This is a genomic window from Acinetobacter uliginosus, assembly GCF_044130295.1.
Taxonomy (GTDB): domain Bacteria; phylum Pseudomonadota; class Gammaproteobacteria; order Pseudomonadales; family Moraxellaceae; genus Acinetobacter.
In genome coordinates, this window is sequence record NZ_JBIQOC010000001.1 from 82,174 (window position 1) to 96,204 (window position 14,031).

The following is a 14,031-nucleotide window of genomic DNA, read 5'->3' on the forward strand; positions in this document are numbered from 1 at the left end:
TTATACGTTAATATTCTTTAAAACTTGCAGAATTGCACCGGCTCTTTCATTGTCTGACCTCGATACAATACACCCTGTTCAGTATGCTGAATGGTTCCATTACAGATCCATTCCACCACTTGCGGGTAAATGACATGTTCAAGTACATGCACACGGTTGGCAAGACTGCTAACGTTGTCATGCAGATTCACTTTCAACACACCTTGAGCCAAAGCCTGACCTGCATCCAGTTCGGCAGTGACATAGTGAACCGTACAGCCATGCAGTACATCACCGGTGTTAAGTACACGTTGATGGGTATGCATACCTTTGTAGTACGGCAGCAGGGAAGGGTGAATGTTGAGCATTTTCCCTTCCCAGGCTTTGACAAATTTGGCACTCAAAATGCGCATAAAGCCTGCAAGTATCACCAAATCAACATCCCAATCCAGCAATTGCTGATGCATGACATCATCAAAGGCTTCACGGTTAGGATATTGCTTGTGTTCAATAACGGTAGTTTGAATGCCCGCTTTTGCAGCACGTTCTAAAGCATATGCTTCAGGTTTGTTGGAAATGACCCCGACAATTTGACCTGAGAGATTGGCATCAATCAGGGCTTGCAGGTTACTTCCACTCCCTGAAACAAGGACAGCAATTTTAATCATGCGAAGTACTTATGCAAAAACTACACGAATTTTTTCGTCTGCACCTTCAACAGATTCAGCATTGTCGACGATATGACCCATGGTCCATGCTTTTTCGCCAAGCTGGTTTAGCAACTCAACAGTTTTGTCAGCATCTGCTGCATCAACAGCAAGTACCATACCTACGCCACAGTTGAATGTGCGGTACATCTCAAATTGTTCAACACCACCTTCTTTTTGAAGAAGTTTGAACAGTTCAGGCCATTGCCAAGAAGATTCATTAATCACTGCTTGAGCACCGTTTGGAAGTACGCGAGGTAAGTTACCTGGCAAACCGCCACCCGTGATGTGTGCCATCGCGTGAACATCAACTTGTTTAAGCAATTCAAGAATTGGCTTCACATAAATACGTGTTGGTTCCATTGCAGCATCTGCAAGTGGACGACCGTCAACAATTTGAGTGAGGTCAACGTTTTTCACGTCAAGAATTTTACGAAGAAGAGAGTAACCATTTGAATGTGCACCTGAAGATGCAACACCCACTAAAACGTCACCCGCTTTAACTTTAGAGCCATCAATAATTTTGCTTTGCTCAACTACACCTACGCAGAAACCTGCAAGGTCATAGTCTTCGCCTTCATACATGCCTGGCATTTCGGCAGTTTCACCGCCTACAAGTGCACAGCCTGCAAGCTCACAACCCGCACCAATACCTGTTACTACATTTGCTGCAACATCAACATTCAAGTGACCTGTTGCATAGTAGTCGAGGAAGAATAATGGTTCTGCACCACATACAAGAAGATCGTTGACACACATTGCCACCAGGTCCTGACCAATTGTGTCATGACGGTTCAAATTCAATGCCAAACGTAATTTTGTACCAACACCATCTGTGCCAGATACGAGAACAGGTTCTTCATAACCTTTAGGGATTTTACAAAGTGCGCCAAAGCCGCCTAGTCCGCCCATGACTTCAGGGCGAGAAGTACGTTTTGCGACAGATTTGATACGATCGACGAGTAAGTCGCCCGCTTCAATGTCGACACCCGCATCTTTATAGCTTAAACCAGTGTTAGGGGAAGTTGAGTTGCTCATAATGAAGTCTCCGCATTCGCGCCGCGATTATACCCGAATATACGAAACTCTTATGTTATTTATGCGCTAAAATGCTATCTTTATTAAAATATTTTACTGTCTAGAACAAATAAACCGAAAAAAGGCGAGTTTCTATGGTCGATCGCACTTCACGACGCATTTTTATACTTGCAGCAATCGCATTTATCCTTTGGGTTCTGTATCTGCTTAAACCGGTAGTATTACCTTTCATCGGGGCATTTTTAATTGCCTATCTGTTTAGTCCTTTAGTAGATAAGTTACATCGTATCGGTTTGCCGCGCTGGGTGTCGATTAGTGTGGTGTTTATAGGGATTGGGGTCGTATTGACTTGGGCAATGTGGTATCTGGTTCCACTGGTCTGGAAACAGCTAATGTATGCCAAAACCAGTATTCCTGCAGGTATGCACTGGGTGAACTATACTTTCCTGCCGTGGTTGTCGCATACATTTAATCTGGTGCCGATGGAAATAGACACCGAGCAGATGTCCTCGGCCATTATGGATTACATTCAAACCAATTACAGTGCAGACAGTATTCAGGCAGTCGTGCTGAAGGTTGCCCAGTCTGGTCTGAATTTTATTCAAATTGGTGGAACAATAATATTAATTCCAATTATTGCCTTCTATTTCCTGCTGGATTGGGAGCGCATGCTGGACAGTTTCCGTAGATTGATTCCGCGTCCTTATGAAAAGGCAACTTTGAAGATTGTCAGTGAATGTCACAGTGTTTTAGGTGCTTTTGTTAAAGGTCAATTTTTGGTGATGTTTTTGCTGGGCGTGGTCTATGCAGTGGGTTTGCAAATGATTGGGCTTGAAGTCGGTCTGATTATCGGCATGATTGCAGGTCTGTCCAGTATTATTCCTTATCTGGGTTTTGCGGTGGGAATCATTGCCGCTGTAATCGCCACACTATTTCAATTTGGTCTGGACTGGACCCATCTTGCCTTGGTGGTTGTGGTTTTCATGGTGGGGCAGATGGTAGAAGGTTATATTCTGCAACCTTTCCTGTTAGGTGATAAAATTGGTTTATCACCAGTTGCTGTAGTGTTTGCAGTATTGGCAGGTGCCCAGCTTGCAGGTTTCTTGGGAATGCTGATTGCCTTGCCTGTAGCCGCCGTCATTGTCGTACTGCTACGTCATGCACGAGAGTATTATGAAAAGAGCCGTGTTTACGGGCACCCTCAAGTGGTGATAGAGAACACTGATATAGGATCGGTTTCAATTGAAAGCGAACAGATTGATATTGATATTGAAGTCAGAAATCATCCTGCAAAAAATCTGCAAGAGACTGAAAAATCGAGTAAGATTGAATCGATAGATAATAAAGAACCTTAAGGTTAAAACCCATATATGCGTCAACTGCAACTCGATATTGAACCTCAACTGGACGCCAGAATTAGCGATTTTTCTGGGCCGGGATGGGGGCATGTGATCGATGCAGTTCGACAACTCCATGCCGGTTTAATGAACCGCTTTTATGTCTATGGTGGTGCAGGATCCGGCAAGAGTCATTTGCTTTCTGCTATTTGTGATTCCTATCTGGAAATAGGCAAGTCTGCAATTCAGGTTTCACTGCTGGAATTGCTGGATGCACCTACTGAAGCGATTAGCTCATTAGATCAATATGATCTGGTTGCACTGGATGATATCGAAGCGATCAGCGGTGTTCCACATTGGCAAAAAGCAGTTTTTCATTTAATTAATTACAATAATGAAGGTGGTGGACAGCTGGTTTTTTCTTCCCGTATGGCCCCGATTGAATTGAAACTTGAACTTCCGGATTTACAGTCCCGCCTGACTCAGGCAGTCAGTGTCAAGGTACCCTCAGGGAGTTTATATGCTGACCGTTATGCATTGGTGAACTCGGTGTTATCGCGTCGGGGAATTCATATTGACCAGCAGATTATTGATTATTTATTGGCTCATGGGCCTCATCAGACTTCGGTTTTACTGCAAACTTTGGAACAGCTTATTCAGCTATTAAAAGGTGAGAAAACTAAGATTAGTCATGCGAATTTAAGACAAATTTATGCCTTGATCGATGAATATCGGTAAAAAATAAAAAATCTTGAGTAATTACTCAAGCTGTGACAAAGTACAGCAAAATAGTTCGATGTTGCAGGGATGTTGCAACTAAAGAATAAAAAAAATTAAAGAATATAAGGAGAGTAATATGCTCAAACGGAGCATAGGTATAGGGATGTTATGCTTTGCAGGACATGCTTATAGTGCAGATATTATCGTAAATACGACTGAAGATACTAAAAAAGATGACAAGGAATGCTCATTACGTGAAGCAATAGAATACGTTAATTTGGGGTTGCCAAAAGAAGGTTTTTATGGCTGTGGAGGAGAAAACTCAACTTCAACTATTCTGTTAGATAAATTAAAAGTCTATACGCTGACAAGTAAAATTAATATTACATCAGCACTTAATTTGAAAACTTATTATGAAACTAATGTTAGTGACACAGCTGTTGCCGGTTTAAATAACGCCATTATTCGTATGACAGGCCAAGATCAGGTTTTTAATATTGATGATAATGCCAAAGAACGCGTTATAGTAAATATACAAGAAGTCAGTTTTGAAGGTTGTCAAAAGAGTGTCTGTGCCGATCGCGGCGGTATTTTATATAATAATGAAAACTTGGTCTTAAAATATGTAAAACTCACGGGAGGAATAGCGCGTTTAGGAGGAGCTATTTATAATGTAGGTGAGAATACCGATGCCGATGTATATAGTAGCCGTGTATCGATTAGCAACAGTCTGATTGAAAAGAACGAAGCAATGAGTGGTGGTATTTTATACAGTCAACGTCCAAATTTCACCATCACGAATGTTGTTTTTAAAAATAATAAAACCACTTCGGGCACTGCCAACATTTTTAGTGAAAAGAACATTCTAGACCTCTCTAAACTGACCTTTCCTTCTAAGATAAATATGATTACCAACAGTACCTTTGTGAATAACACAGGCTATGTTGTTAATATTCGGGATGGAATAGGCTTAAATAATCTGACTATTGTTGCGAATACTGCAGGTGTGCAGTTTGAAGCACCAAATGCTCAAGGCTATATCGCTAACAGTATTGTGATTGGTAATCCAAATGGAACAAATAATAATTGCCAATTTAGTAGTGATGATAAAAGTATTTTGCAAAATAACTTGGTTACTTCTGAATGTAGAAGCGGTGATGCCAATTATCCGAATGAATTTTGGACTGGCAATAAACTTTTCGCAGGAGACAGTAGCGAGGGCAGTTGTAAATCACTCATTGCAGACCAAGAAGCCTTACTTTGTCCTTATGCAACAGCAAAAGATACCTTTTTAGGATATATACGGCCACGTATTTTACTTAGTGCAAATAACATGTTTGACACGCTCATTTTAAATAAAGGGCGAGTTGATTCAGATACTGAGCATGTTCAGGTGATCTGTGAGGGATTAGATCAGCGCGATAAGAGCAGAACCACTGATAACAGCTGGTGTGACCGCGGTGCTATTGAGATTATTGTACCCACGACCATTGCACGTATTGGTCAGGACTTAAAAGTAGGTGAAATAGCGAAAATCAATATCTTGCAATACTTGGGTGACAGTGACTTATATCCGAAAGAAAAATGTGAAGCGCTATTGGGCAAACATCCCAATGGTGAACAATGGCAAGATGGTTGTGTATATGTTGATCAAACCTTAACGGAGAGCAAAGGTTCACTGACTTTAGATATTGATGGTAATTTGGTTTACACGCCAAATGGTAGTTGGCGCGGTGCAGATATTTTTGAACTGCGTGTCGTTACATCTTCTACGCGTTTTAATGAAAATAAAAAATATCTGGTGCTTAGTGCAAATATGGTGCAAGAGCAAAGTAATGCTATGGATAGCAAGAGCGTCAAAACATCAGGTGGTGCATTTGGGCTGTTGAATTTATTGGCTTTATTAGGTCTGATTGGTCTGCGTCATTATAAGAAATAAAAAGTAGGAAAAAAGTAATGCACAATTATAAAAAAGGATTGCTCTGCATTATGGTTTTATCTGCTATGTCATTAATGGCAGCGGAGGATAAAACCATTAAGGTCACGACGTTTGCAGACGAAAATGGTGAAAACAGTAATGCATGTTCATTGCGTGAAGCAATCATTACTGCGAAAAAAAATATAGGTTATGGGGGGTGTACAGCTGGAAATACGCTTAATGGTGTAGCAGATAAAATTCAATTAGAAGCCGGTACATATAAATTAAGTTCAGAACTCGTGCCGGAATCGGCTTTGGTGATTAGTGGCGTTTCACGTTTTAACTATGATGAAAAAGATAAACTGACACAAAAATATCCTGCATTTGAACAGATAAAAACTATTATTAGTGGTGAAAATCGTTCAAGAATTTTTAATACCAGTATTAGTGAAACCAGTCTAACGCTAAATGATATTCAACTTGAAAAAGGTTATGCTGAAAATGGTCGGGGCGGGGCATTATTACTCGGTGGAGCTTTAAGCTTCAATAAGGGTGCAATTCTAAACTCGAAGGCGGATATTGCAGGGGGGGCAATTTATAATATTGCGCAAGATATTGAAAAAGAAGTCAAGATAAGTAACAGCTTAATTCAAGGGAATCAGGCCAATAAAGGCAGTGTTATTGCAATGGACTGTTACGGCAATCTGGGAGATACCAAACCTGCGGTGACCATTGCTCAAAGCAGTATTATTCAGAATGGTTCGATCGCCAGTGCGAGTGCATTAGATTTTTGTGGTGTTGCAAAGGTAAACTTATCTGCGAATACGATTGCACAAAATATAGCAAACTCAAGTAGCGGTAGTATTTTACGGGCAGTGAGTGACGGTTTAGATCGTTTTAGTCCTTATTCAACTTTAACCGCCATTAGTAATACGATCGTAGAAAATTCAGCATACAGCACCTTTTTATATGATCAATCGGGCAGCAAAGTTTTCGCATTCAATATTCTGGCTTTTAATAATTCGGATAAATCCTGTCGTTATAACTCGGTTAATGGTGTTCCGAGTGAAAAAATGATTTTTGTTGCAAGCAATAATGCCTTGAACTTGGCATCAGGAACAGATCAATGTGTGTTACCTAAAATTACTTTAGAGTCCACGGTTGAAAGTTCGAAAAATTTAGATGTCTCTAGCACCAGTTTTTCTAGCTTACTGTCTAAGATGACGGAATCATCAGCATATAATATGTTCTTGCCTTTATATTATCCAAGAGATAATCAAAGTGCGGCAGATTTAATTGATGTCAATCGTTCAGGTTGTAGTGATTATGATCAACGCGGTTTAAGCCGTTTTTTAGATACAGTTTTACAACTTGAACCAAGCAAAAAGAATAGTTGCGATATCGGTTCGGTTGAACGTATGAATTTATCCGCTATAGATATTACAGATTTAAAAAATAGCTCGATTATTAGTTTACTGGAATTTTATCAGTCCAATATTGATGAACTTAAGGCATTAATTGACGAAGGAGTTAAAAACTCAACCGGAATCAATGATTTCAAAGAGGAATTAGCTCAATACGAAAATCTGTTGAAATATACCAAGCAGCACCAAAAATACCGTGCTATTTATTTTGACCCATTTGTACTGGCGATTCCAGCAGAAGAGCGGGTAAGTGATACATCAGGTGAAGATTATCGCATCAAGAGTTTAAATGCCGATAACTATACTGTTGAGGTTGAGCCTTATGGCATTGGTACACTCACCGTAACCGATGGTAATGCTGTGCTAAAAGGTGAACTAGATGACTTAAAATGCGAATGGAATGCAGATTTCAAACAGATCATGATCTATCGTACAAGTGGTGAATTGCTTAATACTGCTGATTATGCCTATTGTAAATACACGCTTAAAGAAAAGGGTGGTGAAGCCAAGCAGTCTTCAGGTATTTTACAGGCAAGCTTTGTAAATATTACTCCTGTTGCAAAGGATGATATTTATTCTATTAGTTCAAGCTCTAATTTAGAAGTAACGGTTAATCCTCTAGAAAATGACCATGATGATGGTGATGGTCTAACCTCTACTTTACCTGTAGCAAAACCAGCATTTTATCAAAATAAACAAGGTCAAGAGATTCCAATTCAAATTGAGAAGTTACCAGCTGGGTTGACTATGACGGCAGAACGCCAGGGTCCTTGTCCGGGTACTGATGCCAGTAATATATGTTATGGTGGAAAATTGCATTTTGCAGTTAAGAATAATCTCAGTCAATTCGATTATCCGGTGACTTATAAAATATATGATGCTGAGGGATTGGGATCAAATACTGCCACTATTTATCTGAACAACACTGCCCAAAATACCAATTCATCATCGAGTGGTGGTGGGTCATTTGGAGTATATGGTGTATTTGCTATTCTAGGTTTAACTTTATATCGACGTTATCGAATGAAATAATAAAAAAGCCGCTGACTTCAGCGGCTTTTTTGATTTTAATTTTTTAAATATAATCAAATAATTAATGATTTTTAGTCGTTTGTGGGAAATATTTACTGATATATTCTTCGCGAATGAGCGGGCGCTCTTCAGGTGTCGCTTTTTGCATACGAATACCCAATTCTTTACGTTCTTGGCTGCTCATTTTCTGCCAGGTTTCACGCATTTTCTGTTTTTCTTGTTCTGGAAGTTGAGTAAACCAATCCATACGCTGCTGTAAAGTAGTGCCTTGTGCTTCGGGTAATTCTTTGAGCGATTGGTAACGTTGAATGAGTGCACGTTGTTCACTATCGGATAATGTTTCCCAGGTTTCTGCAACTTGTGTATCAGCATCTTTGGAAAAAATCCAAAAACGTTCGAAACCAGCAAAACTGGTTTGTAAAAATCCGAGTGCACAAAAAGCAAAGGCTAATTTTTTAGCTGCCATGTGGAACCTTATCCTCACCTAAAACCATTAACATTTCCAAATCTTCAACCATTTGAGGAGATAGTTTTGGGGTCACTACCACTTGATTTTGCGGTTTTTCTGACATTTCAAAGGAGTTTGGCAATACCACGAATCCTGCAATTGCGGCGGCAAGAGCAAAACCTGACATTTTCCAAAGCCCATAACGGGATGTTTCTCGTGCTTGAATTTCTTCAATGACATGATTCATCACCACGGGTTTGGCTTTGTGATGTTGTGCGAGCCCATCGAGTTTGGAAGTAACTTGTTTTAAGAAATCATCTTGTTTCATTCGGATGACCCTCCACGATATGGATTCAAATGTGCTAAAGAAGCTTTGAGGCCTTGAATAGCACGGTGATAATGGGTTTTTACACTCCCTTCACTGCACTGCATGATTTGTGCAGTTGTGTGTGTATCAAAACCTTCCCAAGCACGAAGCATAAAAGCTTGCTGCTGGCGAACAGGAAGCTGAGCGATGGCTTCTTTGATTTCTTCGGCAGTCACAGCTTGATTAAGAAAATCGAATGGACTAGGAGTAGTCTCATCGACAATATCATTTAACTCAAGATCGTCATCATCCAGGCTGACTTTCTTGAAAAAAGAAAAAGGTTGCACCCGACGAGCTTCTTTTCTGCGCCAGTCTTGCAGTTTATGGTTTAAGATGGTGTAAAACAGGGGATACCATTCATCAGTCGATTTATCAGCATAAGCTTTGTGCAAGGAAATAAATGCTTCCTGTACCAAATCCATCGCGATACCTTGTTGACCTTGAGTCGCACTTTCCATCATGACCAAGGCACGTCCAGTCACATCCTGCATAAAAGTCTTCAGGCGTTGTTCAGCCGTACTCTTCAGAGTACTTAAATTTTCTGACTGAGACTGTTTTGGTGCTGAATCCATAGAGATGGAAAATCCTGTCATTGGATACCCACCATTATTTCCAATTTCATAGTTATATAACGTTGAAAATAATGGTTTGGTTGACAAAAATAATATTATTTTTCTAGTGTAGTCTATTTTTTAACATCCATCAGTGATGTTTAAAATAAAGTAACGAAAGATCAGTTTATAAACGCTGACGAACCATTTCGAAGAAACAGACTGAACCCGCAATAGCAACATTCAGGGATTCTTGTCCGCCGGGCTGGGGTATGGAAACGGCTTGTGCATGTGCAAGGGCGTACTCAGAAACCCCTTGACCTTCGTTGCCTAAAATCCAGACACAGGATTGGGTCAAATCTTTCGTATACAAGCTTTCTGATTCATGTGAACTGGTTACATATACCGGAATCTTGAATTGAGACAAAATATCTTCCAGTGTCACATTTTCATAAGTATGCAAGGAGAAATGTGCACCCATTCCGGCACGCAGTACTCGTGGTGACCAAAGCGAAGCTGAACCTTTGGTGCAGACAATTTGTCGAATACCGGCAGCAGCAGCGGAGCGGAGTAAAGTACCGACATTGCCAGGGTCCTGAATATTTTCCAGAATTAAGGTGTCTGCCGTGAAATCTAAAGCATGACGGGAAGTGGGTAAATCGACGATGGCAAGACAAGCCAGTGTGGTGCCCAGCGTACTTAAATCTTTATACAGGGATTCACCAATGACAAAGACTGCACCTTGGTATTGCTCGGCAATACGGTCAAAATCAGGATGGCTTAAAGCCTGTTCGGTGGTAAAAATAGATTTGATTTTTCTATCTTCAGCTAACCAGGCCAGACACAAATGGGTGCCTTCAAGTACGGTTTGACCTTGTTTTTTGCGATATGAATTCTGCTCAATTAAGCCACGCAAGTGTTTAATTTTGGGATTATCTTTTGATTCTAGAAAAATAGTCGGCATGGGAGAATAAATCCACGGAAGCAAGTTATGAGGACTTACTTCCGCTATAAGAAAAATTAATTATGATAGCCAGTTACGAGGTCAACTTCATTTTTAGAACCAATCACTACAGGTACACGTTGGTGAAGTTCAGTCGGCTGGATGTCCAGAATACGTACACGACCAGTGGTAGATGCACCACCTGCCTGTTCCATCAGCATACTCATTGGGTTTGCTTCATACATTAAACGTAGACGACCGGCTTTTTTCGGATCTTTAGTGTCATATGGATACATAAAAATACCGCTACGGCAAAGAATACGGTGAATATCACCCACCATACACGCCACCCAACGCATGTTAAAGTCTTTTTCACGCGGGCCTGTTTTGCCTGCAAGCAATTCATCAATATAACGTTTTACCGGTGCTTCCCAGTGACGTTGATTCGATGCGTTGATGGCATATTCTTTGGTATCGGCAGCAACCTGAATATTTTCAGAAGTCATTAAAAATTCTTTGCTTTCAGGGTCGAAAGTAAAGAATACCACCCCGGCACCTACAGTTAGCGCCATCATGGTGGATGGGCCATAAAGCACGTAACCTGCAGCAGCCTGGTTTGTGCCGGCTTGCATAAAGTCCTCAGCTTTAGTCACTGCATTTTTAGCAGGCAAAATAGAGAAAATGGTCCCGACACACATGTTGATATCGATATTGCTGGAACCATCCAATGGGTCAAACAATACCAGATACTTGCCGTTTTCTTGTGCAGGAGTGAATTCGTCTAATTCTTCAGAAGCTAGGCCACCCACATGTGGATGAACTTTTAAAGCATTAATTAAATAATCATTTGAAATTACATCAAGTTTCTTTTGTTCTTCACCCTGAACGTTTTCGTGTTGTGCACTCCCTAAAACACCAGCCAAAGCACCTTTTTGCAATAATTGATCGATGTCTTTACATGTATTGCCAATTGTTTCAATAACTTGAGCCAATTCAGGTGTAAGATTCCCGTTTTGTTGTTGTAAATATTGGGAAAGGGTGAGGTATGACATGACAGGAAAGCTCCAATTAGAAAATGATAAAAAATTATCAAATGAATATGGGCAGCTATTTTAGATGAGAACGTGGCAAAAGAACAATTAAACTCTGCTATTTGTCGCGATTTTACTCTTGTAAGTTCTGTGGAAAATGCTATGTTGAGTTCTATAGGTTATGGAAAACGTGATAGGAGCATAATTATGACAACGCAAAAGTTTGATGCGACTCCAACGCCAAATGAAGCTATGAGTTTAGATGATATTTCTGCCGAAAAAGTGAAAGAGGCGTGGAAAGCATATGAAGCTAAACCTGAATACAAAAAATTCAACAAGCATGATCTGATTGAATCCATGCAGCATCCGCAAGAAGCATCTCAGGCATCTGAGAAAGCTTAAAAAAAGCGCTCAAATTGAGCGCTTTTTTTATGGTAACCCTTATTTTAATAAAGGCGGAACGGCTTCGTAGTTGATTTCTACGCGGCGGTTTTCTTTCCATGCATTTTCGTCATGACCTGGATTAACCGGCATTTCCTTGCCATAGCTTACGGCTTCCAACTGGGTTGCAGCTACACCGTTAGTCAGCAAGAAACTTTCTACTGCCTTGGCACGACGTTCACCCAAGGCCATGTTGTATTCACGGGTACCACGTTCATCGGTATGACCGGTCAAAGCAACTTTTGAGTTGGCATTGGCTACAAGAAACTGGGCATGTGCCTGAAGGGTTTGATAGTCCTCATTTGAAAGTTCACTGCTGTCATAGTCAAAGTGAACCACACGCTTGGCTAGGAATGCTTTGTTCGCAGCAGTCACACCTTTAGATGACGCACCTGCCAGGTTTTGTGCATTTAAGGCTGCATCTTCACTTAAACCTTCAGTACTGACGGTAGTGGCCCCGCTCGGATTTTGTCCTGCCTGAATTTCAGCAGCAGGCTTGCGGCTGGCACAACCTGTCATCACCAATGCTGTAGCCAGAACAGGAAGTACCAATAATTGAACTACTTTCATCTTTATCTCCATGATTATCATTGCTTTAGATTAATAAAATTAATTCGCTTGTATTGTTATTTAGGGGCCCAAGCTGGTTCGCGTACTTCACCTTGTTCACTTGGCAGGTTCATGCGGAAACGACCATCCAGTGACATGATAGACAATAAACCACGGTTTCCTTCACGGGTTGCATAGACCACCATTTGACCATTTGGAGAGAAACTTGGTGACTCATCCAGACTGGTCGGGGTAAGAATGTTAGTAATACCGGTGTTGATGTCCTGGATGGCCACTTTATAGTTGCTACCACTTGGACGATGAACCAGAGCAATTTTTTTGCCATCTGCACTTAAGGTACCACGGGCATTAAATGCGCCACGGAAGGTCAGACGCTTACTTGTGCTATTGGCAAAATTATAGCTATAAATCTGTGCTGAACCACCGCGGTCAGAGGTGAAAATAAAAGATTTACCGTCTGGAGCATAACGTGCTTCGGTATCAATGGCACTGTCATTGGTCATGCGCTGTAGTTCACGTGTATCCAGGTTCATTTGATAGATTTCAGGATTGCCATGCATGGAAGCTGTAAATAGCATGCTCTTGCCATCCGGTGAGAAACTTGGCGCACCATTCAGTCCACGGAAGCTGGCCAGTTTTTCACGGTTTCCTGTAGCCAAGTCCTGTACATAAATGGCCGGACGTTTGGTTTCAAATGAAACGTAAGCAATTTTTTTTGCGTCTGGGGTCCAGGCCGGTGACAGGATAGGATCACGGGAAGTCAGAATGGTTCTCGGCTGCTCACCATCGGTATCGGCAATTTGTAGGGTATAGCGTTGTTCCGGTGTTGCTGGGTTACGCAGTACATAGGCGATACGACCGCTGAAATCACCTGGAATACCGGTCAATGCCTGGTAAATGGCATCACTGATCATATGACCAGCTTGACGGATACGCGAAGCCGGTACAGTCAATAATTCATTTAACAGGTATTGCTGTTTTTCTATGTCATAGAGCTGATAATGAACTTCAAAACTGCCATTATCAGTAGTTTTTACCGTACCGGTTACCACATAAGGCACACCGGCAGCTTTCCATGCTTCTGTATTCGGATTATTCATGCTTGCAGTGGCAGGAAGATTTTTGGAAGCGCTGGAAAATTTACCGGAACGGTTCAGGTCATTTTCGACGATTGGGTAAATACTTTGATCATTATTAAATGGAATAATGGCAATTTTTGGCGCTTCTTCAGGTGCCTTGGCAATCTCCAGATGTAATTGAGCATAGGATTGCGTGGCTAATACCGGGCTTAAAGCGGCCAAAATGGTTAGGCAAAGTAGATGTTTACGCGTCATTTCCATCATCTGCTACGTACTCTAAAAAATATAAATTATTGTGAATCTGCTTGTGTCACATAATGGCATGATTTTGAGTGATTGAAAGCCCATCATAATGACTAAACTGTTATAAGACTGTGAAAAGTGAATAAAATTTTGGCTGTTTTATCGACTATCCAGTTTAAATGCCAAAAAAAGCCACATCAACC

Annotated in this window: 14 protein-coding genes; 5 read left to right on the plus strand and 9 right to left on the minus strand. The window is 40.9% G+C overall.

The genetic code is table 11. The features are described from left to right. Nucleotides 1-17: 17 nt before the first annotated feature. Together purN and purM are read right to left on the minus strand one after the other, a co-directional pair. Entirely contained in the window at nt 18-647 is a 630-nt protein-coding gene (gene purN / locus ACE01T_RS00375; protein WP_086196194.1) for a phosphoribosylglycinamide formyltransferase, read from the minus strand. A 9-nt stretch (nt 648-656) separates the two neighbouring features. After that, complete coding sequence (gene purM, locus ACE01T_RS00380) at nt 657-1,724, minus strand: phosphoribosylformylglycinamidine cyclo-ligase (protein ID WP_086196193.1); 1,068 nt, start codon at nt 1,722-1,724, stop codon at nt 657-659. 134 nt (nt 1,725-1,858) lie between these two features. Between purM and cxpE the strand changes: the two genes are divergently transcribed. From cxpE to ACE01T_RS00400, 4 genes are all read left to right on the plus strand, one after another. Then, nucleotides 1,859-3,079 carry a chloramphenicol efflux transporter CxpE gene (gene cxpE, locus ACE01T_RS00385; RefSeq protein WP_395518537.1) on the plus strand — a complete coding sequence of 407 codons (1,221 nt, stop codon included), beginning with the start codon at nt 1,859-1,861 and terminating at the stop codon, nt 3,077-3,079. Nucleotides 3,080-3,094: 15 nt separating this feature from the next. Further along, nucleotides 3,095-3,799, plus strand: a complete 705-nt coding sequence (gene hda / locus ACE01T_RS00390; protein ID WP_086196191.1) for a DnaA regulatory inactivator Hda — start codon at nt 3,095-3,097, stop codon at nt 3,797-3,799. 118 nt (nt 3,800-3,917) lie between these two features. Beyond that, nucleotides 3,918-5,720 carry a rhombotarget A gene (gene rbtA, locus ACE01T_RS00395; RefSeq protein WP_300042868.1) on the plus strand — a complete coding sequence of 601 codons (1,803 nt, stop codon included), beginning with the start codon at nt 3,918-3,920 and terminating at the stop codon, nt 5,718-5,720. 17 nt (nt 5,721-5,737) lie between these two features. Continuing rightward, on the plus strand, nt 5,738-8,155 hold the full coding sequence (locus ACE01T_RS00400) for a CSLREA domain-containing protein (protein WP_395518538.1): 2,418 nt from the start codon (nt 5,738-5,740) through the stop codon (nt 8,153-8,155). A gap of 61 nt (nt 8,156-8,216) precedes the next feature. On the opposite strand, the gene ACE01T_RS00405 is transcribed toward ACE01T_RS00400, so the two are convergent. From ACE01T_RS00405 to ACE01T_RS00425, 5 genes are all read right to left on the minus strand, one after another. After that, nucleotides 8,217-8,621, minus strand: a complete 405-nt coding sequence (locus ACE01T_RS00405) for a DUF3106 domain-containing protein (RefSeq protein ID WP_086196188.1) — start codon at nt 8,619-8,621, stop codon at nt 8,217-8,219. Next, nucleotides 8,611-8,931, minus strand: coding sequence for a hypothetical protein (locus tag ACE01T_RS00410; protein ID WP_086196187.1), 321 nt, complete (start codon nt 8,929-8,931; stop codon nt 8,611-8,613). The genes ACE01T_RS00405 and ACE01T_RS00410 overlap by 11 nt, the downstream gene beginning before the upstream one ends. Next, nucleotides 8,928-9,542, minus strand: a complete 615-nt coding sequence (locus ACE01T_RS00415) for an RNA polymerase sigma factor (protein WP_086196186.1) — start codon at nt 9,540-9,542, stop codon at nt 8,928-8,930. Before ACE01T_RS00415 ends, ACE01T_RS00410 begins: the two co-directional genes overlap by 4 nt. Nucleotides 9,543-9,708: 166 nt before the next feature. Continuing rightward, a complete protein-coding gene (locus tag ACE01T_RS00420; RefSeq protein ID WP_166167274.1) occupies nt 9,709-10,485 on the minus strand; it encodes a TrmH family RNA methyltransferase in 777 nt (258 codons plus the stop codon). A gap of 56 nt (nt 10,486-10,541) precedes the next feature. Beyond that, complete coding sequence (locus ACE01T_RS00425; protein ID WP_166167271.1) at nt 10,542-11,516, minus strand: class 1 fructose-bisphosphatase; 975 nt, start codon at nt 11,514-11,516, stop codon at nt 10,542-10,544. A 186-nt stretch (nt 11,517-11,702) separates the two neighbouring features. Between ACE01T_RS00425 and ACE01T_RS00430 the strand changes: the two genes are divergently transcribed. Continuing rightward, nucleotides 11,703-11,897 (plus strand): NF038105 family protein, encoded by a 195-nt coding sequence (locus tag ACE01T_RS00430; RefSeq protein WP_086196183.1) that lies wholly within the window; start codon nt 11,703-11,705, stop codon nt 11,895-11,897. Between the two features lie 39 nt (nt 11,898-11,936). On the opposite strand, the gene pal is transcribed toward ACE01T_RS00430, so the two are convergent. Next, a complete protein-coding gene (pal, locus tag ACE01T_RS00435; protein ID WP_200222825.1) occupies nt 11,937-12,506 on the minus strand; it encodes a peptidoglycan-associated lipoprotein Pal in 570 nt (189 codons plus the stop codon). A gap of 56 nt (nt 12,507-12,562) precedes the next feature. Further along, a complete protein-coding gene (tolB, locus tag ACE01T_RS00440; RefSeq protein WP_180042297.1) occupies nt 12,563-13,846 on the minus strand; it encodes a Tol-Pal system beta propeller repeat protein TolB in 1,284 nt (427 codons plus the stop codon). Nucleotides 13,847-14,031 lie beyond the last annotated feature (185 nt).